General features: G+C 44.8%; 16 protein-coding genes. 6 read left to right on the forward strand and 10 right to left on the reverse strand.

Annotated elements, in window-relative coordinates; translation table 11 throughout:
• Nucleotides 1–37: 37 nt before the first annotated feature.
• Both V202x_RS08680 and V202x_RS08685 read right to left on the reverse strand, forming a co-directional pair.
• The gene (locus tag V202x_RS08680; protein WP_145173094.1) at nucleotides 38–442 is read right to left on the reverse strand and encodes a hypothetical protein; all 405 of its coding nucleotides are present in this window, start codon (nucleotides 440–442) and stop codon (nucleotides 38–40) included.
• Between the two features lie 80 nt (nucleotides 443–522).
• Nucleotides 523–1,539: an alpha/beta fold hydrolase gene (locus V202x_RS08685; RefSeq protein ID WP_145173097.1), complete on the reverse strand. Its 1,017-nt coding sequence runs from the start codon at nucleotides 1,537–1,539 to the stop codon at nucleotides 523–525.
• Nucleotides 1,540–1,748: 209 nt separating this feature from the next.
• On the opposite strand from V202x_RS08685, the gene V202x_RS08690 reads away from it, so the two are divergent.
• Both V202x_RS08690 and V202x_RS08695 read left to right on the forward strand, forming a co-directional pair.
• Nucleotides 1,749–3,839, forward strand: a complete 2,091-nt coding sequence (locus V202x_RS08690; protein WP_145173101.1) for a M3 family metallopeptidase — start codon at nucleotides 1,749–1,751, stop codon at nucleotides 3,837–3,839.
• Between the two features lie 228 nt (nucleotides 3,840–4,067).
• A complete protein-coding gene (locus V202x_RS08695; RefSeq protein ID WP_145173103.1) occupies nucleotides 4,068–5,387 on the forward strand; it encodes a nucleotide sugar dehydrogenase in 1,320 nt (439 codons plus the stop codon).
• A 71-nt stretch (nucleotides 5,388–5,458) separates the two neighbouring features.
• On the opposite strand, the gene V202x_RS08700 is transcribed toward V202x_RS08695, so the two are convergent.
• Entirely contained in the window at nucleotides 5,459–6,025 is a 567-nt protein-coding gene (locus V202x_RS08700) for a DUF1802 family protein (protein ID WP_145173106.1), read from the reverse strand.
• Between the two features lie 44 nt (nucleotides 6,026–6,069).
• Nucleotides 6,070–8,019: an FG-GAP repeat domain-containing protein gene (locus V202x_RS08705; RefSeq protein WP_232098915.1), complete on the reverse strand. Its 1,950-nt coding sequence runs from the start codon at nucleotides 8,017–8,019 to the stop codon at nucleotides 6,070–6,072.
• Nucleotides 8,020–8,171: 152 nt separating this feature from the next.
• Between V202x_RS08705 and V202x_RS08710 the strand changes: the two genes are divergently transcribed.
• Nucleotides 8,172–9,731 carry a TrkH family potassium uptake protein gene (locus tag V202x_RS08710; protein ID WP_145173109.1) on the forward strand — a complete coding sequence of 520 codons (1,560 nt, stop codon included), beginning with the start codon at nucleotides 8,172–8,174 and terminating at the stop codon, nucleotides 9,729–9,731.
• Nucleotides 9,732–9,799: 68 nt separating this feature from the next.
• Here the strand turns inward: V202x_RS08710 and V202x_RS08715 are convergent, their stop codons facing one another.
• Nucleotides 9,800–10,777, reverse strand: coding sequence for a ThuA domain-containing protein (locus tag V202x_RS08715; protein ID WP_145173112.1), 978 nt, complete (start codon nucleotides 10,775–10,777; stop codon nucleotides 9,800–9,802).
• Nucleotides 10,778–10,993: 216 nt separating this feature from the next.
• On the opposite strand from V202x_RS08715, the gene V202x_RS08720 reads away from it, so the two are divergent.
• Nucleotides 10,994–12,208: an SGNH/GDSL hydrolase family protein gene (locus V202x_RS08720; RefSeq protein ID WP_145173115.1), complete on the forward strand. Its 1,215-nt coding sequence runs from the start codon at nucleotides 10,994–10,996 to the stop codon at nucleotides 12,206–12,208.
• A gap of 48 nt (nucleotides 12,209–12,256) precedes the next feature.
• On the opposite strand, the gene V202x_RS08725 is transcribed toward V202x_RS08720, so the two are convergent.
• The 3 genes from V202x_RS08725 to V202x_RS08735 all read right to left on the reverse strand — a co-directional run bounded on the left by V202x_RS08725 (nucleotide 12,257) and on the right by V202x_RS08735 (nucleotide 17,322).
• The gene (locus V202x_RS08725; protein ID WP_145173117.1) at nucleotides 12,257–14,653 is read right to left on the reverse strand and encodes a hypothetical protein; all 2,397 of its coding nucleotides are present in this window, start codon (nucleotides 14,651–14,653) and stop codon (nucleotides 12,257–12,259) included.
• Nucleotides 14,654–14,746: 93 nt separating this feature from the next.
• Complete coding sequence (locus tag V202x_RS08730) at nucleotides 14,747–16,213, reverse strand: serine/threonine protein kinase (RefSeq protein ID WP_145173120.1); 1,467 nt, start codon at nucleotides 16,211–16,213, stop codon at nucleotides 14,747–14,749.
• Between the two features lie 218 nt (nucleotides 16,214–16,431).
• The gene (locus V202x_RS08735) at nucleotides 16,432–17,322 is read right to left on the reverse strand and encodes a phosphoribosylaminoimidazolesuccinocarboxamide synthase (RefSeq protein ID WP_145173123.1); all 891 of its coding nucleotides are present in this window, start codon (nucleotides 17,320–17,322) and stop codon (nucleotides 16,432–16,434) included.
• A 256-nt stretch (nucleotides 17,323–17,578) separates the two neighbouring features.
• Between V202x_RS08735 and V202x_RS08740 the strand changes: the two genes are divergently transcribed.
• The gene (locus V202x_RS08740; protein WP_145173126.1) at nucleotides 17,579–19,102 is read left to right on the forward strand and encodes an endo-1,4-beta-xylanase; all 1,524 of its coding nucleotides are present in this window, start codon (nucleotides 17,579–17,581) and stop codon (nucleotides 19,100–19,102) included.
• A gap of 183 nt (nucleotides 19,103–19,285) precedes the next feature.
• Nucleotides 19,286–19,771, forward strand: a complete 486-nt coding sequence (bcp, locus tag V202x_RS08745; protein WP_197993300.1) for a thioredoxin-dependent thiol peroxidase — start codon at nucleotides 19,286–19,288, stop codon at nucleotides 19,769–19,771.
• Nucleotides 19,772–19,822: 51 nt separating this feature from the next.
• On the opposite strand, the gene V202x_RS08750 is transcribed toward bcp, so the two are convergent.
• Together V202x_RS08750 and lpxA are read right to left on the reverse strand one after the other, a co-directional pair.
• Entirely contained in the window at nucleotides 19,823–20,899 is a 1,077-nt protein-coding gene (locus V202x_RS08750) for a Gfo/Idh/MocA family protein (RefSeq protein ID WP_145173129.1), read from the reverse strand.
• The gene (lpxA, locus tag V202x_RS08755; protein ID WP_232098916.1) at nucleotides 20,896–21,762 is read right to left on the reverse strand and encodes an acyl-ACP--UDP-N-acetylglucosamine O-acyltransferase; all 867 of its coding nucleotides are present in this window, start codon (nucleotides 21,760–21,762) and stop codon (nucleotides 20,896–20,898) included. Before lpxA ends, V202x_RS08750 begins: the two co-directional genes overlap by 4 nt.
• Nucleotides 21,763–21,784 lie beyond the last annotated feature (22 nt).

Raw genomic sequence — 21,784 nt, forward strand, 5'->3', positions numbered from 1 at the left:
AGTAAAATTCAGATGAAGAATCTGGTTGGAGAAATGACTAACCAATACCACTCTCACCTTCAGGGGTTGCAAACAATGTTTTCACAGAATCACGTCTCAATACCCAAATAGTTGAAATACCAATAATTGTTCCTATGGGAAAAATGAGACATTCAGCGGCAGCCACAATAAGACAAAACGTATAATTCTGATGCTGAGCTAGAGACTGTCCAGTCAGAATAATGCAAAATAAAATTGCAATTCCAATTAAAAGAAGCACAAAACCGAAGCCCAGTAATAAAGCGACTTCCAGCTCAGGCCTCGATTGTTCGAGCATTTTTCGATACTCATGAACCAGAATGAAAAGTGCTTCATAGTAATAATACGATACGAAGAGGTTAGCAATCCCATAAATAATCTGTATTTTCGAAAGCAGTTTTAGATGTCGTTCGTCTCGGTTCATGCTCTTAGCCCATTCAATTCTTTCGATGGGAAAATTTCATCCCAGCTTGTTTGGATTCACTCAATCGATTTCCAAAGACATCAAGGTACTGTTTTGTTTTCTGTGATAGGGATTGGTTGTGCTTTACCTGACTCACGAAATGTTTCTGTTTTCAGAAAAAACAACGTATGCTCAATAATCGAAGGATCATTCATCATAAAGGAATGCAAAACGGGTACTAAAATAAAATCTACAGCTCCTGGCAGTCTTGTACTGCTGACTCCAACTGTACCATCATTGTCACCAGGAATTAGTGGGTTATAGCCTTTCAATGTATTCCGACCACCGGCTACGATTCCGAAAGGAAAGGGAGGCGTTGGTAGCGCGGTGATAAAATCGCTATTAGCTTCAGTCACTAACTGTTGCCCCGCAGGACCAAAGATCACTTTAAACAACAGATTAGAACGAAATCGGTCCGCCATGTTAGCCCCTCGGTTGGGAACTCCGAGCATTACCATCCTCTTGATACGAGGATCAACGGTCGTCTGTTGAGCAATCCAGGATCGAACCACCAGCCCTCCCATACTATGCACAACCAGTTCAATTTCTTCGATGCCTTTTAGCGAGTTGATTACCTTTTCTAAATATTTTGCATTCTCTGGTATAGTGCATTGTGTACTCGGATAATCGAAGGGAACCACCAGTCTGCCTGTTTTTTGGCAGGCGCGCTTCATTTTTTCAAACGATTTCGAAGAACGAATGATACCATGGATTAGAATCACCGCTTTTCCCTGCATCGGTTTTAGCTGTTGGGCCTGTTTAATTTCTTCCAACCGCTTTTGACATTCCTCCAGCGTTCCGCTTTCATAACGCTGATCTGAAGAGTTCAAAAGACGATAATGTTTGGTGAGCACATTTTGTTGAATCTTCCAGCCTTGAAAAAACTGTACATCACCCCAAAACTGACGACCACCCATGGTATTAATAGGAAGCACTTTCTTTTGGATCTCCTCTATTTTTTTCTGCACAGATGAATTGTCAGGTTCTTGTGCGCAAATGACGGTTGGAGTAGCCACCACTAGAACCAATCCTGCGCAGACAGTAATAAGTTGTCTCATTTTGCCTGATCCACTTGATGGAGTACAGTCTATTGACAAGTAAACTTCTAGTAAGCATTGTATCGATTCGTCGAATATATAGAATGCCTTTTAATCAAGTCCTCAACTTTTTTATAATTGCCCTCTGATCACAAAAGCACACTGACTATTGAGTAAAACGCTAATCTCGGTCAATCAGTGAGATTTCCTCAGGAAGGATAGTTTTTCGAATGAACCAGCAACCTAATTTAGAAGATAACCCCCTTCTCGTTTCAGAGGGCTTTCCCCGCTTTGACCGTATTGAACCATTTCATATTCAACCAGCGATCCAATCTCTTCTAGAACAATCAAAAGCCGATCTAAAAAAGATTGAAGCACAAGCAGAACCAAGCTGGGAAGGCTTGATGCAACCTCTGGAAGAATTAAACCATCCATGGGAACGTTCATGGGGACCCGTAGGGCATTTACTGGGAGTCAAAAATACTCCTGAATTACGTGAAGCTTACGAAAGTGTGCTTCCCGATATCGTTGCCTTCTCATTAAGTGTGAAACAGAGTAAACCAATTTATGAAGCAATGAAATCGCTGAGAACCAGCAGCACTTGGAATGAACTCAACAATGCCCAGCAGAGGATCATTGACAAAAGCCTTCTGTCGGCTGAATTAGCGGGTATTGGCCTCGCAGGAGACCAACTCGAACGTTTTAACGAAATTGCAACGGAATTATCACGCCTGGCAACTCAATTTTCTAATAACGTTTTGGACGCCACAAAAGCGTTTTCCCTGATCATTACTGATGCTAAGGATACTGAAGGTTTCCCAGACAGTCTCAAACAACTAACAGCGCAATCCTACAATAGCTGGGATCAAAAAGAGGCGGAAACAGAAGCAACACCGGAAGCGGGTCCCTGGAGAATCAGTCTGGATTTTCCCTGCTTCGGACCTTTCATGCAACATTGTCGGAATCGAGCTTTACGCGAAAACGTTTACCGAGCGTATATCACTCGTGCTTCAGAAGGCGAACTGGATAATACTCCATTGATCCCTCAGATCCTGAAACTGCGTCAAGAAAAAGCTAAGCTCTTGGGGTATGCAAATTTTGCGGAAGTCAGTTTGGCAGAAAAAATGGCTCCCTGTATCGAAGCGGTCTTAGAAATGGAAGAGCGACTCAGAACGGCCTCATATGAAGCGGGTCAACAGGACTTGAAAGACTTGCAAACCTTTGCAGCCGAACAGGGAGAGATCGAGCCCATCATACAATGGGATTTCGCCTTCTGGTCCGAGCGACTGCGTGAAAAACGATTTAACTACACAGATGAAGAATTACGGCCTTATTTTTCTCTGGAAAAGGTACTGGATGGACTGTTCCAACTGGTCAATCGAATTTTTGGAATCACAGTCTCACCTGTGAAGGAAGGGGTTCCTGTCTGGAATGAAGATGTCCGCTATTTTAGCATTGCCAATGAAGAGGGAAAAACCGTTGCTGGTTTCTATCTCGATCCCTACGCCCGGCCTGAGGATAAAAGGGGAGGTGCCTGGATGGACGATTGTCTGGGCCGCAAAATCGTATCAGGAAATGTACAAATTCCGGTCGCACATCTCGTCTGCAACTCGACGCCTCCCGTTGGAACCAGTCCTTCATTGATGACGTTCCGCGAAGTTGAGACATTGTTCCATGAGTTTGGCCATGGATTACAACATATGTTAACCACAATCAACGAAGCAGACGCTGCCGGCATCAATGGTGTGGAATGGGATGCGGTCGAACTGGCCAGTCAATTCATGGAAAACTGGTGCTATCACAAGCCGACTTTACTGGGTATGGCCAAACACTATCAAACCGGCAAAACATTACCGGATGATCTATTTGAAAAAATCGTAGCTGCACGGAATTACCAAGCAGGAACACAAATGCTGCGTCAAATTCAATTTGGTGTTGTCGACTTAAAGCTCCACAGTGAATTTGATCCTGATGGCCCTCAATCGATTTTTGATGTGCAGCGTGAAGTCAGTCAAACCACATCCGTGTTACCAATGCTTCCAGAAGATCGATTTCTGTGCTCCTTCCAACACATCTTTGCTGGAGGGTATTCTGCCGGTTACTTCAGTTACAAATGGGCTGAAGTTCTCAGCGCCGACGCCTTTAGTGCCTTTGAAGAAGCAGGACTCGATGATGAACGGACTGTAGCCGAAACAGGCAGACGCTTTCGAGATACGATTCTGGCCCAGGGAGGCAGCCGCCATCCTATGGAACTCTTCAAAGAATTTCGTGGACGCGAGCCCAGTCCCGAACCGCTCTTGCGTCATACAGGCCTCATTTAAACTTGATCTAAGCCCACTTTGATTAATAAAGTCTGCGTATCTCATACATGCTCGTTGTAAGATTTCAACAGTCGTATATGGTAAATCATCGGTCTCTCCCATTCGAAAACTGCTGGTTCCAGGCTGAACGCTAAAATGCTTGCAGGAAATAACTTCGACTGATATGATCCGGCCAGTTTAGCAGAACTATTTATCTGCATTTAAGACTTATACAAGGATGGCATTTCGATGACAAATCATCTTGAGCAGGCAATCAAAGATAAGACGGCAATCATCGGTATCATTGGTTTGGGATACGTTGGGCTTCCTCTAATCGATGCTTTTGTGAATACCGGTTTTAAAACGATGGGTTTTGACGTTGATCAGAAGAAGGTCGATCAATTACAAGCCGGTCAAAGTTACATTCAACATATTCCATCAAAGACAGTAACCAGCTGGTTAGAGAAAAAGCAGTTTGAAGCCACTACTGATTTATCGAGGATGAAAGAAGCGGACGCGCTCCTGATCTGCGTACCCACTCCTCTTACTTCCAGCCGCGACCCCGATTTGACGTATGTCGAGAAGACAACAGAAGCGATTGCTGAGACGTTACGCCCCGGTCAACTAGTCGTACTGGAAAGTACAACTTACCCCACCACCACCCGAGATGTGATGCTCCCGATTCTAAATTCAAAATCATTGACCGTCGGAGAAGATTATTATCTTGCCTATAGTCCAGAGCGAGAAGATCCCGGCAACCCGGATTTTTCAGCTGCGGGGATTCCTAAAGTTGTGGGTGGTATGGATGAAAATAGCCTGCGAATCGCAGTCGCCTTATATGAACATGCAGTTGTAAATGTGATTTCTGTTACTTCACCAGAAGTCGCTGAAGCTTGTAAAATTCTGGAGAATACTTACCGGGCCGTGAATATCGCCATGGTCAATGAACTCAAAACATTGTTCGACCGCATGGGGATTGATGTTTGGGAAGTGATTGACGCAGCGAAAACCAAACCCTTCGGATTTCAAGCCTTTTACCCTGGTCCTGGTCTAGGTGGTCACTGTATCCCGATTGACCCCTTCTATCTGAGCTGGCTAGCCCGCAAAGAAGGTCTTACCACACGCTTCATCGAATTGGCAGGTGAAGTCAATACAAGAATGCCACGTTACGTCATTGATCGGCTGGCAGAATTTCTCAACCAGCAAGCGAAACCACTCAAGGGAAGTAAAATCTGTATGTTGGGTGTCGCCTATAAGAAAGATGTAGACGATCCACGTGAAAGCCCTTCTTTTCATTTGATGGATTTACTACTCGAACGGGGTGTGGACTTCACATATAATGACCCACATATACCGAAGCTCCCCAAGATGCGGCATCACAATGTGCCTGCTATGGAGAGTCAGGAATTGACGAAAGAATATTTAGCACAACAGGATTGTGTGCTGATCGCCACCGACCATAGTGCGTATGATTACAACTTTATCGTCGAACACTCGAACATGGTTCTTGATACGCGTAACGCAACAAAGGATGTAAAACAAGGTCGGGAAAAAATCTTCAAAGCTTAAGTAGAGTAACTACCAAAACAGCTCGATTCAAAATGAATCGGGCTGTTTTCGTTTCTATTCAGTTAATTGAATCACTCCACAATCGCCTCAAGTGTCAATAACTGTTGCTGAAACTGCTCGTCTGTGAGCACAGGTGTCAGATTGCTGGTAGGAAATTCTTGTGTCAACTCAACCCAGGTTCGGCAGCCGTCATATTGAATTTCGTTTTCCAGTTGAAATGGTTGCGGTAGTTGGTATGCTCGAATTAGTAAAACAAATAACCCGGGAGTTTTATATTCAAATCGGTTGAGGATTGTCTCTTGATTCAAGACTTGAAGGGAATCCAACTGGTGAAGTGTTGAGGCTGCTTTGAGCTCCAGAACTTTTTCTACAACAGCATACAATGCCAACATAATTTTTCCTGAGGCAGGTTCAATAGCAATAGGTGCTTTGAGTAAATCACAATACGCCGGCTGCAATAATTCCGATCCTTGATGAAAGCGCGTTGGAAAAAGCCAGAATTCCCGATGAGCTACCTGGAACCCCTGTCGCCCTTCATGAATTCCCCCTTTTCTAACAATGACGGACTGAATGCCTTGCCCTAATGCGGCACAAACACCCCCCCACTCTTTGAATGCCATTCGATTCTGTATCAGCATATTTTTACCAAGCGAATTACGATCATAGGATAAAATAACTTAGTTCACTTTTTCTTCGAGTTTGGATTCCTCATCCAATACAAATAACCGTCTTCAGCTCCGACAATCAAATCACGGACACCATCTCGATCCCAATCAACAGTGCAGGGACTACTGGTATGACCGGCCAGTTTTCGTGTGCTGAGAGGCCCATGGTTTTTTAAGACAACCTTGCCATCAACAGTTTTCTTGTTGCGATAAAAATCAGCATTCATACTATTCACGAGCAAATCCAGCCGACCATCGCCGTCCCAGTCGACGACATGCAGTTTATAACGTCCACTACCACCTGCTCGTTTCGAATTTAATTGAATTGGTTTAAGAGACTCATCGACGAATATTCGTTGGCCCGGCAATAGTTTTAATTTTCCCCCATCACGAATACGTTTAAAAAACGCAATATATCCTTCATGATCCAGCATCACTAAGTCGGTTAATCCGTCTTGGTCATAGTCAATTGCGACAGGCGTCGTTCTCCACTGTGTCACCAATTGCTTGCCACGCGGGTTCCACCAGTTCCATGCTGGTTTAGGAGTGGCTCCTTCCCATGCCACATTCACAGTTTGTGCTGAGGCCAACTTTGGTTCTTTTCGAGTACCAATGTTTTGATACCAGAGAATTTCCCCCCAAATTGAATTAACCAATAAATCAGGTAGGCCATCTTGATTCCAGTCCGCAACCGTTTGAGTAGTGTATCCCCATTTCGCTTCGCAGGGACCTTGAATCGAACCATTGGACCCTGCCTGAATACGAATCGGTCGTCCTCCGGCCTGTAAATAACTCGGTTCAGAAAGCTTGGGAGAACTGGTATTGCCATCCAAATTCTCAATGAGCCCAATGTAACCGGCGGTGTTACCACAAATCAGGTCTTCATCTCCGTCTCCGTCCCAGTCAAAAGCATAAGGTGTTGCCAGTGCACCAAACTTAACACCAGCCGCTTTTTGTCGGAAATAGCGTGGAGGCAGAAATTGAGGGAGCCCTCCCAGCAGTTCTCCCGTATTCTCCATAAAAGCAACACGTCCATCTTCATCACCAATCACCAGATCCGTGTCTCCATCTTTGTCCCAGTCAATGGCAGAAGGGACAATCATCTGAAGATCCATCTGTAGCGGCTGACCATTGCTGGTTAAACGGCGACCAGCCACATAGCGGGGTTCTGATCGTGTTCCTGTGTTCTCGAAATAGGTCAACTGATCAAGAAACTCGCCACAGATCAAATCGAGATCCCCATCACGATCGAAGTCAGCAAAATTAGGAGAGGGCCAACCGAATACTTCGAGGGGACGATCTCCAATTTTGATTTTTGCTGGTTTCTCATACTTCGGTTTTTTATCACTACCCGAATTTTTCAATACATATACAAAGCCACGGAGCGGGCCATTAGTCCATTGGCCTAGTTCGTTATAGGCATCATCCCATCCATAGTCACTCCAGTCCCCTACTCCTACAATAAGATCGTGGTCTTTGTCTCCATCATAATCAACGTAGAACCATTGGTTGCCCCGAACTTTACTTCCATGAACGTTTCTATCGACGGGTAATGCGGTCAGCTTATCGAAACCCTTCTTTTTAAAATCGACGGCTTCACGCCCTGAAACCAGGACTCGAGGTTTTCCGTCTACATAAGAAAGACAAGTATTATGATACCCTTTCCCCAACCGCACACCGGGTTCGAACACAGGCAGTTTTTCTGCTTTATCTGATCGATTTTCGAAAAAGTAAGTTCCATTAGACGGTTTATCCGGACAGGAAACCAAAAGATCCATGTCGCCATCACCATCATAGTCCATGGGAAGAGGCCAGGCCCACAGGCCGACTCCTAAATCCACTTCAAGCTGTGGATTGTTGTAGGTCAACTGCTCTAACTCTTCTGCAAATAACGAAAATGTCCATGAAAGTAGCAAGACCATAAAACAGAAATGAGAAACGATTCGAAATCTAAAAAAAGCGGGCATTATTGAAATTCCTAAAACGGAATGAGTAGTATCGTTACAAAACAGCAGACGTGCTATAATCTCTCGCATAATTATATATACTCATATTTAACTCAAATGATCTGGAAGATTCCAGTCGTTAAATCAGTACCGAATCAATAAGTTGAAATATAATGAATTGGTTGCTCCTTTGTCGTTTATTAGGCCTCGTGGGGATGCTTGTAGGCGTTTCTATGGTATTCAGTCTCCCCTGGGCATTTCCTGTTTTTGGCGAAACTATTGAATTTGAATCAGCGGGCTTCTGGGGGATTTGTGACGCCATTGGCTGTAGCCTGGTATCAGGGGCAATCCTTTATGCTCTGGGACGCAAAGAACACGGCACGATCTTGCGAAAAGAAGCGCTAGCCGTTGTCGGTTTGAGTTGGATATATGCCGGAGTTCTTGGTTGCCTGCCTTTCCTGTTTTCAGGAACAATGGTGGATGCTGATCTACCGATGACCATCCCAGATGCACTATTCGAATCTATTTCTGGATTCACGACAACGGGGGCTTCCGTGTTGAGAGAATTGGAAGACCCGGCCTTGGTTCCCCGTTCGGTGCTGTTTTGGCGGAGCTTCACACACTGCCTGGGAGGCATGGGAATCATTGTCTTGTTCGTTGCAATTCTAAGTCATCTGGGGGCTGGTGGAAAAGCTCTCATGCGACGCGAAGTTCCCGGCCCCACAAGTGAAGCTGTCCGACCACGCGTGCGCGAATCAGCCATCGTCATGTGGACAATCTATGTGGCTTTTACTCTTATCCTGGCATTGATTTTGTGGCTGGAAGGGATGAGCGTCTTTGACGCATTTTGTCACAGTTTCGGTTCCATGGCTACTGGCGGCTTTAGCACACACAACGCCAGCATCGGCTATTTCAAGAGCCCGCTTATTGAATTTACGATCGCGCTATTTATGATTGCTGCTGGCACGAACTTTTCACTTTATTTTCTTTCTATGAAAAATATTCGCTCACAGGACAAATCCTGGAAACACTTTATCGCTCCGCTTCGAAATGATATCGAGTTTCGCACTTATCTGATCATTTTAGGAGCCGCAACCCTCTTCCTGACTTACAACTTAATGAAAAATCAGATTTATAGTAATCTGCCTGACGCCATTCGTTACGCCGGCTTTCAAGCGGTTTCCATCATGACTACAACCGGTTATGGAACTGGAAACTACGACACCTGGAATGAGTCTTCTAAAATGTTATTGTTATTGCTGATGTTTGTCGGCGGAAGTGCCGGTTCGACAGCAGGAGGTATTAAAGTCATTCGTTTTGTGCTGTTTGCCAAAATCATTTGGCTCGAAATTGAAAAATCATTCCGACCGAATGTCATTCGCCCAGTGCGCATTGGGACAACCAACATAGAACAAGGAATTCGACACGATGTTACTGTTTATTTCAGTCTGGTATTAGCCATTTTTATATTCAGTTCCCTGCTGCTAACTGCAATCGAACCTAATACAGAATGGCAAATGAATAAACCTGAGAAATTGATCGATTGCACTAGCGCGGTTGTCGCGACATTAAATAATATTGGCCCGGGAGTAGGAGAATTGGGACCCACGGAAAATTATGCCGACTTTACACTGGCGGGAAAATCCCTTTTGACAGTTCTCATGTTACTGGGCAGACTCGAACTCTTCGCGATTCTGGTATTACTGGTCCCTTCCTTCTGGAAAAACTATTGATGCAGGAACAAAAAAGGAGCACTGTCTAGACACGTGCTCCAAAGATTATTTTCGATCGTTTTTTCTGACTAAATCTTTTCCGGCTTTTGACCTGTTTTATACTTTTTAGGACCGGTACCGGAATTATTCGGATCATATTTCCCTACAACTTCTGTATTCGCACCTTGCTGAGGAATTTTGTCTTCCATTCCCAGCGCCCACAAAATTCCATTGAGCGATAGCTTTCGTACGTTTGGATCCTTAAAATCGAAAGGATGTGCTGTGGTTGTAAAGAATACTCGTCCTTTGGTTCCATCTTTCCCTTCATAGGTCTTCGTCCACGCCACGGGGTTACTCATCGGGAATTTTTTAGTATTTCCTTTCTTCTGATGATTCGATTTTAGCGAGTGGCCCGTCAAAAGCGGTTGGCTATCGCCGGCCAATTTGTGACCATCACTACCGCCGTGAACGTGATAGAGCCATGAATAGGCTTTATACGGTTTCACACCTCGCAAGATGGGATGATCTTTTGTCTCATCATCTATTGTCACTTTGGTAAGATGTTCGTGTCCATCACCGAAGTGACCATGATGAGTAATCCATCTTTGTCCAACCAGGTCAGCAATTTTTTTATTATTCCAATCTTTATATGGACTCTTGGGATCCCGGAACAGAAACGCATGCGTTGCCGTACGAAAGCCGACGATAGGTTTTCCAGATTTCACATAGCTCAAAAAATGTTGAAACTGCTCAGGGGGTAGATCACGAAATCGCGTATACAAAACCATTAAATCAGCATCTTTAAGCGCTTCCAGTCCACTGATCGATTTTTGATTTCCCGGCGCAATATTGCCATCTTGATCAAGTGAGTAACATATCGTGACATCGAAGCCATAATCTCGCTTCAATATTTTTGCTAACATGGGCATCGATTCTTCTGACCGATATTCATCATCGCCGGTCACAAAAACCACATGGGGTTTCTCACCCGCTTGCGTCTCTGCTATGAATGTTGATCCCAACATGATTGAAGAAAAACAAATCAAGAGAAAAGAAAACGGTTTCATGAATACTCCTGCCAACGCTGAGGGTTATCTATGTGAAGTATAACAATTAACTTCGGTTCACCTTCTATCGTATCGGATCAGGTGACCGTAAATCAATTGTTGAACGGGAGAACTCTTGACCTTGCCCTTCAGATTCTGCATGCTGGAGAGTATAAAAACTTTCGAATTCAGTTGGAAATTCCATTTTTACTTCTTTTGATCGAGTTAGTAAGCAGCATGAAGACCAATATTTTCAGGACCATCCTGATTTCCTGTTTCACTCTGACCATCGTGTTTTCCTTCAAAACGAATCTCTATGCAGAAAAACCGAAGAATCTTCCTGACGTCTCTGCGCAGCACATTCACCTGCGAGGTAGTTATCAGAATAGTAAACAGAAATTTGAAATGGATAAAACAGGCCACGTCGCTTTTCTAGGCGGTTCCATTACAGAAATGAATGGTTACCGCCCGATGGTTTGCCAATTCCTGGAAAAAACGTTTCCAGAAACAAAATTTCAGTTTACGAACGCAGGTATCTCATCAACCTGTTCGAACACAGGTGCTTTCCGCACTAAGCGTGATGTTTTGAGTGAAGGTCCCGTTGATCTGTTTTTTGTGGAATTCGCTGTGAATGACGATCAGGACGCAGGTCATACAGCAACAACCGCCGTACGTGGTATGGAAGGCGTGATCGCTCAGATTCGCCGCCACAATCCGTATGCTGATATTGTAATGGTACACTTCGTCAATCCATCCATGCTGAAAACGATTCAGCAGAAAAAAAAGCCACTCTCCAGTTCCAGCCACGAGCGTGTTGCCAAACACTATCACATTGCGACCATCGATTTAGCGAGTGAAGTTGCCCGACTCATTGATGACAATCAACTAACCTGGAAACAGTTTGGAGGGACTCATCCCGCACCATTTGGAAATGCAATCTGTGCTACGATGATTGAAAAGTTACTCACTCAAGCCTGGCAGGAAAAGGGACAACGTGCCAAACACACTTCCCCCAAAGCACCACTTGATCAATTCAGTTTTCGAGATGGTCGTTTGATTGATATTAAGAATGCGAAGCCACAATCGGGGTGGACCATTGAAGTTCCCAAATGGGATTCTATCCCTGGAAGTAAACGCAGTCGGTTCACAAGTATTCCGATGTTAACAGCTACTGAGCCAGGAGCGGAAATAGAACTCTCTTTTGAAGGGACAGCACTGGGCGTTTATGTTGTTGCCGGACCCGATGCAGGGATACTGGAAGTGAGTATTGATGATAGTCCCTTTCAACCTTTTGATCTTTACCACCATTATAGTAAAGGCCTACATTACCCACGCTCTGTTGTATTTGACAGCCAGTTAAAGCCGGGTAAGCATCGGGCGAAGATCAGGCTGAGTGAGAAATCATCTAGTAAAGGACATGCTGCCCGCATCATGTCTTTTGTTGGTAATTGAAAGAACTGATTAATCGATTGCTGCAAGCCAACATTCTGATGATTCTGATTAAAAGAAATCGAGCCGAACGTCAAACAGCTTTTGCCGGTCACCTCGATTTTGAAAATCGTCTAACATCGCATCCATATCAGGGCGGAGGAAATCGTTAAACTTTCGCTTCCCACCAATACGAACTTCAAGGCGTTCATCATAATCCACAAGCTCGGGAGAAAGCCATAACGTGGTAATTTTTCCTCCGGACCGAACATAAATCACATTGCCTACTTTGATGCTGACATTCAAAGGAACCGGTCTGGCCTGAATGCGTTTATTCCCGTTTACAATTTTGGGTCGCATGATTTGTGGAGGAAATTTCTCGGTGCGTACCCAGTAAAACCGGTTATCGATTGGACGCAGAATTTTTTTTTCGATCTCTTTCGGATATTTAAATCGCTGTTGCAGATCCATCCAGTTAAACAGGTTATGAATTTCTTCATAATAATTCTCGTAGCCGCGCCCTTTATACTCGGCATAGATGACATCATAACCGTATCGCATCATGCGGTTCACCACGAGAGAATTGTGTGCGAGTGTATCACGATCAAGTTCCCCGCCCACAATATACCACGGTAAATGCTTTGCGTTTTTCCAATAATGCAAATTGAATGCACTGGTTTTGCCTGCGATCGGAATCACACCTGCAAACAGACTGGGATGAGACATACCAATATCAAAGGCAGCATCTGCACCAGTGCCATGTCCTGCAAGAAAAATGCGGTCAGAATCGACACTGAAACGTTTGCGGGCATCGCGAATTGACTGAATCACCGCGTAATGCGCAGTCACATTGTCGTGGTAATCCTGCTGGCCTTTCTGCAGATATTCGGGAGAAATCACGATATAACCCCGGCGTTGTGATTGGCCGGGACCGTTTTTAAACCTTCCCCACCAACTCAACTCTGATTTGGCTGTCCGATGAGACGGACGCAACGCAACAATCATCGGGTAAATATGATGAGGATTATATTCGATTGGTAACAAAACTGAATACGAAACCGGAACTTCAGCATTTGGATCCGTTACTTGAATCGAAAAGGCTTCAGCATTGTCCCTGACAGGAGCTTCTAATACCGGGGGAAGAAGCGGAATCATTTGCTTCACAATTGCAGTCGAAATACCTTCCAGTTTATTGAGCACCTCCAAGATTGCTTCTTGCTGCTTTTCTTCTTCGCTACGCAAGTAGTCGAGAATCTGTGCACGGGCAGTCCAAAAATTTAAAGCAGTATCCAGATCAGTGACCACATTCGCTGCGCCAACAATCCATCCCGAATAAGCGATCGCTAATTTTTCCCGGGCAGAGAGAGAATCATCGCTCTCCAGATTCAGGAAAGCAGAGAGCCTCTCTACTGATTCGAAATTGAGCTGAGTGATCACTTCCCGACGATAGGCTTGCAACAAATTTTTAGTGGTTGGATCTTTGACTTCTGCTTCCAGCTCTCCCAATCGAAATTTGGCTTTTTCGATTTGATCATGGCCTCTCAGATAATCATCTTCTATTTCACGAATTTGTCTGAGAATCGATTGGCTGACATTATTCGTGGGAAACTTTGTAATCGCCAGTTGTGCCAATTGGTGCTGGCCTGCTTTACGACGCTGCTTGAGTTCATCCAGAAGCTGTTGGCTATGCAACGTACGCAAATCTTTCACAAACGTCGTGATTTTCTCTTTGTACTCAGGGAAGTCTCTCTCGATGCCATCAAATGCTTCCGCTGCTTGAAGATATAATCCTGCCTGAATATAAAACCGGGCAACAGCGATTCGTTCATTTGGATTGAGTGGATCAATCGTACGATTGAGCATTGCTTTGAGAATTTCATGTTTTATAGAAGTTGTTCTAAGCCCTAACTCCCATTGATGCTTCAAACCGATCACTTTGAGATGATGAGGAGTGATCTCCGTGACTCCCTGTAACAAAGGCAGTTGCCCTTTGCTTGTTTTGAGAGTGACGGTACGACGCCCATATTCATCAAAATCAGTGACATCAATATATGATCCCACTTCTTTCAACATATGCTGGCGACCACTGGTTTGTTGATTTAGCTGAAACGTTTCCAGTAAAGAAAGATCCTGGTCATTGTTTAAGCGTACGACCGACCTGCGCGGCACAAAATAGCGAATTATGCCATTATCAACCATCAGAATCGGAGCCGCGGGATCCGGGTCTTCAGGTCCTTTGCCTTGAATTTTCGCAGCCAAAGCATCAGTCAGACCTAGAATGGGCGCCAGCTCACCACGAATGATGGTTCCGTTTTTCAGTTCCACTTCCCCTGCCCGAACATTTCCGGCGGGAGATAGACCTTGCACCAGTAAGAACAAGTATGCCAGAAGAATGACGCTTGCTCTTTTGAAATGAAGATTCGCGCAGTGATAGCGGGAAACAGATTTGGAAAATATTCGTTCAGTCATACTGAATTCATCGTCAAACAGACTGACGGAATGTGAGAAATATATAATACCATAAACTATTTACGTCTATGGAATCTAAAAATTGATAAATTTTCAGGATAAATTCAATTTTACGGCGATCCAACGCCATAATTCCGGAATAAACAGATATCCGAGGTAACAAATTCCGGCTATCACTCCCAAATAAATGATCAGAGTGATCCAGCCCCAGGTCCCTTCAGCCAGATTCTTGAAAAATCGCCGTCGATTTCTGTGATCATAATCACGGCTGATTTCTTTAATTTTATCTTCCATATTCATCGCACGCGCGTCTGCTTTATCTTTAATCGTGCGTACCTGCATCACAGAATCAAACTCGGGACACTGTGCCAGTGAAATGAACTTTCCTTCTGCCGTGCGTTTGACCTTGGCTCCTGTATTGATGACTCCTGCTCTCACTCCCTGTTTAATCTGTGCTACGGTCATTTTACTGACCATAGTCTTTCCAGCAGCATTTTCGTGCTGAATGAACCAGACACGCTTCTCAACTACGTCTTTATTTTTCCTCGTAGATCGCTCGGCATCTTTGGCGGAGGAAATTTCATGTCCAGTACTACGTTGAGGAGGTGGACTAGATGATGTCGCGTTTTTGCCTTTACTACGACCACGCGAGACATTGGATCTCTCTGCAGAACTGATGAAACTAAGCGCTGGAGATTCGAGTTGCATCTCTTCCAGTAAAGCCATAATCTCGGAACAACTCTTAAACCGGTGATCTGGATTTTTAGCCATCATCTTTTCGATCAGTAAGTCAAGTTTTTCGGGAACTTCCGGATTGAGCTTGCGTACGGATTCAAATTTTCCTGACTCCTTATTCATGATGAGTTCCAGCGCCGTATCACCACTAAAGGGAAATTTGCCTGTTAGAAAGTTATAAAAAGTCCCCCCCAAGGCATAAATATCAGTCCGATGATCAACATGTTTGGCATTTCGTGCCTGCTCGGGAGGCATGTAAAGGGGCGTTCCCAATCCCGTGCCACTTTGCGTCATCGAGTTATCTTCGTCTACGGCTTTGGCTAACCCCAGATCGGCAACTTTCACTACTCCTTTACTCGTTACCAAAATATTATCTGGTTTAATATCACGGTGAATCAGCTTTGATTCATGAGCGTGTGATAGTGCATCCAAACAGGCAAGAATAATGAGCGTCGCATCGCCTACTGAAAGCCGCTTTAGCTGATTCATCCAATCCTGCATACTCTTGCCGTCAATATACTCAATGGCCACATAGTGGAATCCGTGGTCTTCCCCCACGGCATAACAGCGGACTACGTTAGGATGATCCAGCTTTGCCATCGCTTTGGCTTCACGATAAAAACGTTCCACAAATTTTGGATCGTTGGCAATTTTTTTCTTCAGCGTTTTGATCGCTACTTTTCGATCCAGGCTCTCTTGTTCCGCCAGATAGACATCACCCATGCCTCCGGCTCCCAGCTTGCGTTTTAGTCTGAATTCACCCAAATGAGTGATCTTGTTTGAGGAGGCCGCTCCTTTTTGAGGTGAAGTTTCTGATGAAGACATCGATCCATTCTCCTAAAAACTCACAGAGAAAAACTATGAAGAAAGATAAAGAATTACTAAAGCGATCTCTGAATCGTACAGGAAAATGATGTGAAGAAATCACGCAAAGAAAATAGTAATATGCTGCCCCTTCCAACCAGACCTGCATCGCCCAGTATAAACAGAAAAAGTGTGAATAGCTATAATTTCCTGCGAAACAGCGCAAGAAACCGAATTGGTTACCAGGTACATTCATTCCCTGTCAGCAGCCGAAAAGCGTCAAAGTATTTGTCACGTGTTTTCGACACGATTTCTTCAGGAAGTTCAGGAGGCGGACTGTTTTTATCCCATGTAGTAGACTCTAGCCAATCGCGTACAAACTGTTTGTCTAGAGAAGGCTGAGGTCCTCCGGGTTGGTAAAGCTCAGCTGGCCAGAAACGTGAACTGTCCGGTGTTAAAACTTCATCAATCAAAATGAGTTCCCCATTCAATAAACCAAATTCAAACTTTGTATCGGCCAGAATAATTCCCTGTTCACATGCGTACTCTGAACCTTGTTGATAAATCTGAATGCTGAGATCTCGTAACTGTTCCGCCAACTCCTGTCCAACCCCCGCGCACATCGTCTCGAATGAAACATTCTCATCATGGCCTGTTTCCGCTTTTGTGGCTGGTGTAAACAATGGCTCTGGAAGCCGAGCACTCTGTGATAGCCCTTGAGGAAGCTCAAGACCACAGACAGCTCCCGTCTCGAGATAATCCTTCCATCCGGAACCAGATAGATAACCGCGAACAACACACTCAAAAGGAACTACTTCTGTTTTTTTCACTACCATACATCGTCCCTTGAGAACCTCCAGATCGGCATTATCTGGGAGCGGTAAATCAGCAGGATTCATGCTTATTAAATGATTGGGAATCTCCGCAAAACGTTCAAACCAGAAACGACTGATTTGAGTTAACACCCTCCCTTTATCTGGGATTCCAGGACACAACACCCAGTCAAACGCACTGATTCGATCAGTCGCCACAAATAAGAGTCGATCCTCGAAATCGTATACGTCACGTACTTTTCCCCGCTTGACGGGAATGCCTGAAAGTGAACTTTCAATAAGAGCAGTTGATGCCATAAACCCTACCCACCATGATTAAAATCCAATGAATTTACACACAGGAAGTGTAGCGAGAACAAGCATGCTAAACAATTGATGATAAATCATAACCCTTAAATCCCGTATAAAATGAGTGATCGTCAGTTTCCTGAGTACTTAATCTCCCCTTCAGGTTCAATGTACATACATACGAGTCTACACTTGCCTGCAGCCCCTCAAACGTGATAATGAACTATGTGGCCAGAAGTTAACATCACCCTTGAAAAATCAGATAATGATTGCGACCCGTTTTATGGGCAACTTGCGTTTTTTAATTGCACCTTCTCAAGTACCTGAAGACTGGTCTGATCTTCATCGCGCGTATCTGAACGCTGTTGACGGAAGGGTGTTTCCCACGCGGGTTGAAGTGGATGGAAATCTTCTGACCTTTCGCCGTCAAACATCACAAAGCTGCAAACTCAACATCGTCTGGCAGATTAACAACTTTGGACGACCCGTGATTAGAACCGCTTCACTACCAGAGCGGGAAGAACCATATGTGCTGCTGCTGGAATTAGCCCGCGGTAAAATCTCTACATTAAAAGACCAGCTCAGTGCATGGCAAGTTGCTGGCTTGAATATACCCGATGCGCTCTGGACTTTACATAATGAAGCATTCTCTGCCTTCGCGCAGGCAGCTGTAGCCCAGGATCATTTAGAAGAATGTTCAAAACTGGCAAGTGTCGCATTACAGAAAGCGCACGCTGCAGCTGAAATGCTAACTCAACTTTATGCGCGACAGCGATTGGCCATTCTCCACCAGCGCTCTCAGGCAATGAAACTCCCTGTTTCACTTGGCTGTAATCTAGGTGAGTTTATCCCCAACAAACAAGAAAGTCAGCTGATCTGTCAGGCATTTGATGCCGCCAATACCGATTTGATTAACTGGAAACTCATCGAGCCGATTGAGGGAGATCAGAACTGGGAATTATGTGATCAACAGGTCGACTGGTGCGAAAAAAATCATCTACTCATTCGCGGAGGATGTTTGCTGGATTTTGCCCCGCATGGTTTACCAGATTGGCTTGAATCCTGGAAGCTGGACATGGTTAACTTCCAGAGCATTATTTCACATTTCATCGAAACTGCCATCACTCGATATTCCGGAAGCATTCGAATCTGGACAATGGTTTCTTCCATGAATACGGGAGGAGTCTTTGGATTAAACGAAGAAACCCGCCTGACGTTGACCGCGCGGGCTATTGAAGTTGCCAAAAAAACCGATGATTCGATTCAGTGCTTCATCAGAGTAGAACAACCCTGGGGAGACTATCTCTCGAAAGGGCAACATCAGTTATCACCGATGCAGTTTGTGGATGCCATTGATCGGCTGGGTGTCGGTCTTTCTGGAATCGATCTGGAACTTAGTATTGGCTACCATCCCAATGGCTCTCACCATCATGATTTACTGGATATTTCCAAGCTGATTGATAAATGGAGCGTACTAAATCTGCCTTTACATATTACTCTCGCTTTTCCCAGTAGTGACACAGTTGAGGAAGAAGCCCATCCTGGCATGTCAACCGTACAGACAAATCAATGGAAAACAGACTGGTCAGAAGCAGCACAAGCAGAATGGATTGACTTATACCTGCCTTTGCTCCTGGCTAAACCTGCGGTTACGGGTGTGTATTGGTCCCGATTTAGAGATCAAGATGCCCGACGATTCCCACACTCTGGCCTCATCAACAGCGAGGGACAAGCCAAGCCAGCTTTGCAAACGATTAGCAAATATCACAAACAATATTGGCGATCCTGAATTCATACTTTTTCGCAAATAAGCGATTCTGCTCTCAGTCGAAAATTCTCGACCTACTTGTTATCATGCTAGCAGATGCGAATTTGATTTCACAAATTCACATCTGTTTTAGGACATTTTAATTCTGTAAATAATAACGGAATTTTCTGTTTCGTTATTCTCCTCTTCTTGAAGGATCCCCCAATGGTTACTGAAAGCAATGTGCCAGAAGTTGGCAAGCGAGCCCCTGCTTTTAATCTTCCTGCTTACCCTGAAGGAAAAGTTCGTTTAAGCCAGTACAAAGGCGAAAAGAATGTACTACTTTACTTTTACCCCAAAGACAATACACCCGGATGTACTACCGAGTCCTGCGATTTCCGAGATCAGTCTTCCACATTCGAACGAAATGATACTGTCATTCTGGGAGTCAGCCCGGACTCAGTTGCTTCGCATGAAAAATTTGCGACAAAATTTGAGTTGCCATTTATTCTTTTAGCAGACGAAAATCATGAAATTGCTGAGAAGTACGGTGTCTGGGTTGAAAAAATGAATTACGGCAAAAAATACATGGGAATCCAGCGTTCCACGTTCTTAATTAATAAGGAAGGCAAGATCGCCGCTGTTTGGCCCAAAGTGAAAGTCAAGGGACACGTTGCTGAAGTCGCAGAAGCTCTCAAGGAGTTAGATTAAACGCATCTCTCTTCATGTCTGGAAAAAAGGCGAACATCTCGCATGGTTGGTTTAACCAGCCATGCGGCGCTCCTCTGCAGGAAACTGGATAAACGGACCAATGGCCCCCTGTTGACTTCCCTCCCACTCATGGCGGTTGACAGCTTCTAACACCTGTTCCGCAACCTGCATCGCCTCGATTGCCTGTGCACCGCCTACTAAAGGTTCTGAGTTGGACCGAATGGCGTCCACAAAACTAGTCAATTCTGCAGTTAATGCGTCTGCCGATGAAACTTTTGGGGAATCCACCTTCAGAAAAGTGCCAAACACATCCTGTTTCAAAGCTTCGAGATTTGCCCCTGTTTTTCGCGCGCGTTCAAGGGGCGGCGTTCCGTACAAAAGCGTTTCCGAAGGTTGATATGAGGTCACTTCCCGACTGGTAAAATCAACATTAACACAACCAGAGGTACCCCAAATTTGCATTGTCCGTTTAGCGGAAGGACAGATTCTGCTCGCAGTCAAATCTGCGATGCAACCATTCTGGAAACGCAAGCGAGCCTGAACCGCATCTTCGTTTTCGCCCATTACAGAAACACCAAAGGCTTCGACATTTCGAACTTGAGAATTTACCACAGAAAGTACCAGATCAATGTCGTGAATCAGTAAATCATGAATCACACCAATATCCGTTGACCGAAACGTATAAGGGCTGACACGCTCGCTACGAATAAAACGTGGATTTGAACAACGTTCAAATGCAGCCTGTGTTGCTGGATTAAACCGTTCTACATGGCCAATTTGAAGTAGTGTATCATGAGCCTCGGCAATCCGCACCAATTCTTCAGCTTCCTGCAGATTGCATGCGATTGGTTTTTCCACAAGAACGGGAATCTCCCGAGATAAAAACTCACTTGCCACAGCCAAATGAGCCTGTGTGGGAACTGCCAGTGAAACGGCCTCAGCTTCCTCAAATAATTCGCGATAATCTGAAACCCATCGACAACCATTCTGCTCGGCAATCGCCTGCCCCTGATCCGGGTTTGTGTCTGCGACAGCAATTAGACTCACGCCCTCAATTCCAGCCAAAATTCTGGCGTGATGGCGACCTAATGCTCCTACTCCGACTACGGCGACTTTTAATAAGCTCATGCTGCTCTCCGTGTTGAATTCTGATCGTTCTCATCAGGTGTAAATTTGGCGTTCCGAGCTGCTTCTTCACGACCTCGACCGGCCTTACTACCCTTAATGCTTTCAAGATGTTCAAATAATGCATTCAATGTGAACGGAATCACTCCTTCTAATTCCTGACTGAAAATTTCTCGTACCTCATCCAGCTTTTTGTTTTTTCGATAAATCAATCGATGAGCTTTGCGAACTGCGGCAACAGAACTTTCTGAAATACCCGCGCGCTGCATACCCACCATGTTGACTGTACGGACTCGGAATTCATCCGAACCGGTGCAGATCATATATGGTGGCACATCGATCGTCGCTCGTGCTGCCCCTGTAATAAAGGCGAGCGTTCCGATCGTACAAAACTGATGCACGACCGTATTTCCCGATATAATCGCCCGGTCATGCACATGTACATGACCGCCAATCAGGACTCCGTTCACCAGAGTCACATTATCAAAAATATGACAATTATGAGCCACATGGGAGTTACAGAGAAACGTATTTCGGTTTCCAATCCGCGTACAGTGGTCTTCTTTCTCTGCACCTCGATGAACGGTGCAACCTTCCCGAAAAAGATTATCATCGCCGATCTCAAGTCTGGTTGGTGCCCCGGAATATCCTGCATCCTGTGGTTCTGCACCAATCACTGAGGTTGGAAAAAAACGATTTCTCTCACCAATGTTTGTATGGCCTGTAATGGAAACATGGCTATCTAAAACAGATCCCTTTCCAATTCTCACATTAGGGCCAACGTGGCAAAACGGCCCGATCGAAACATCTTCACCTATTTCTGCTTTAGGATCGACGTAGGAGAGATTTGAAATATTTGTCGACATGTCTGACATCCTAAAAAATTTA

The sequence above is a fragment of the Gimesia aquarii genome (assembly GCF_007748175.1).
In the GTDB taxonomy this organism is placed as follows: Bacteria; Planctomycetota; Planctomycetia; order Planctomycetales; family Planctomycetaceae; genus Gimesia; species Gimesia aquarii_A.

Coding starts and splice junctions, on each gene's coding strand:
- V202x_RS08680 (WP_145173094.1), bottom strand. CDS start 442: ATGAACCGAGACGAACGACATCTAAAACTGCTTTCGAAAATACAGATT.
- V202x_RS08685 (WP_145173097.1), bottom strand. CDS start 1,539: ATGAGACAACTTATTACTGTCTGCGCAGGATTGGTTCTAGTGGTGGCT.
- V202x_RS08690 (WP_145173101.1), top strand. CDS start 1,749: ATGAACCAGCAACCTAATTTAGAAGATAACCCCCTTCTCGTTTCAGAG.
- V202x_RS08695 (WP_145173103.1), top strand. CDS start 4,068: ATGACAAATCATCTTGAGCAGGCAATCAAAGATAAGACGGCAATCATC.
- V202x_RS08700 (WP_145173106.1), bottom strand. CDS start 6,025: ATGCTGATACAGAATCGAATGGCATTCAAAGAGTGGGGGGGTGTTTGT.
- V202x_RS08705 (WP_232098915.1), bottom strand. CDS start 8,019: ATGCCCGCTTTTTTTAGATTTCGAATCGTTTCTCATTTCTGTTTTATG.
- V202x_RS08710 (WP_145173109.1), top strand. CDS start 8,172: ATGAATTGGTTGCTCCTTTGTCGTTTATTAGGCCTCGTGGGGATGCTT.
- V202x_RS08715 (WP_145173112.1), bottom strand. CDS start 10,777: ATGAAACCGTTTTCTTTTCTCTTGATTTGTTTTTCTTCAATCATGTTG.
- V202x_RS08720 (WP_145173115.1), top strand. CDS start 10,994: ATGAAGACCAATATTTTCAGGACCATCCTGATTTCCTGTTTCACTCTG.
- V202x_RS08725 (WP_145173117.1), bottom strand. CDS start 14,653: ATGACTGAACGAATATTTTCCAAATCTGTTTCCCGCTATCACTGCGCG.
- V202x_RS08730 (WP_145173120.1), bottom strand. CDS start 16,213: ATGTCTTCATCAGAAACTTCACCTCAAAAAGGAGCGGCCTCCTCAAAC.
- V202x_RS08735 (WP_145173123.1), bottom strand. CDS start 17,322: ATGGCATCAACTGCTCTTATTGAAAGTTCACTTTCAGGCATTCCCGTC.
- V202x_RS08740 (WP_145173126.1), top strand. CDS start 17,579: ATGATTGCGACCCGTTTTATGGGCAACTTGCGTTTTTTAATTGCACCT.
- bcp (WP_197993300.1), top strand. CDS start 19,286: ATGGTTACTGAAAGCAATGTGCCAGAAGTTGGCAAGCGAGCCCCTGCT.
- V202x_RS08750 (WP_145173129.1), bottom strand. CDS start 20,899: ATGAGCTTATTAAAAGTCGCCGTAGTCGGAGTAGGAGCATTAGGTCGC.
- lpxA (WP_232098916.1), bottom strand. CDS start 21,762: ATGTCGACAAATATTTCAAATCTCTCCTACGTCGATCCTAAAGCAGAA.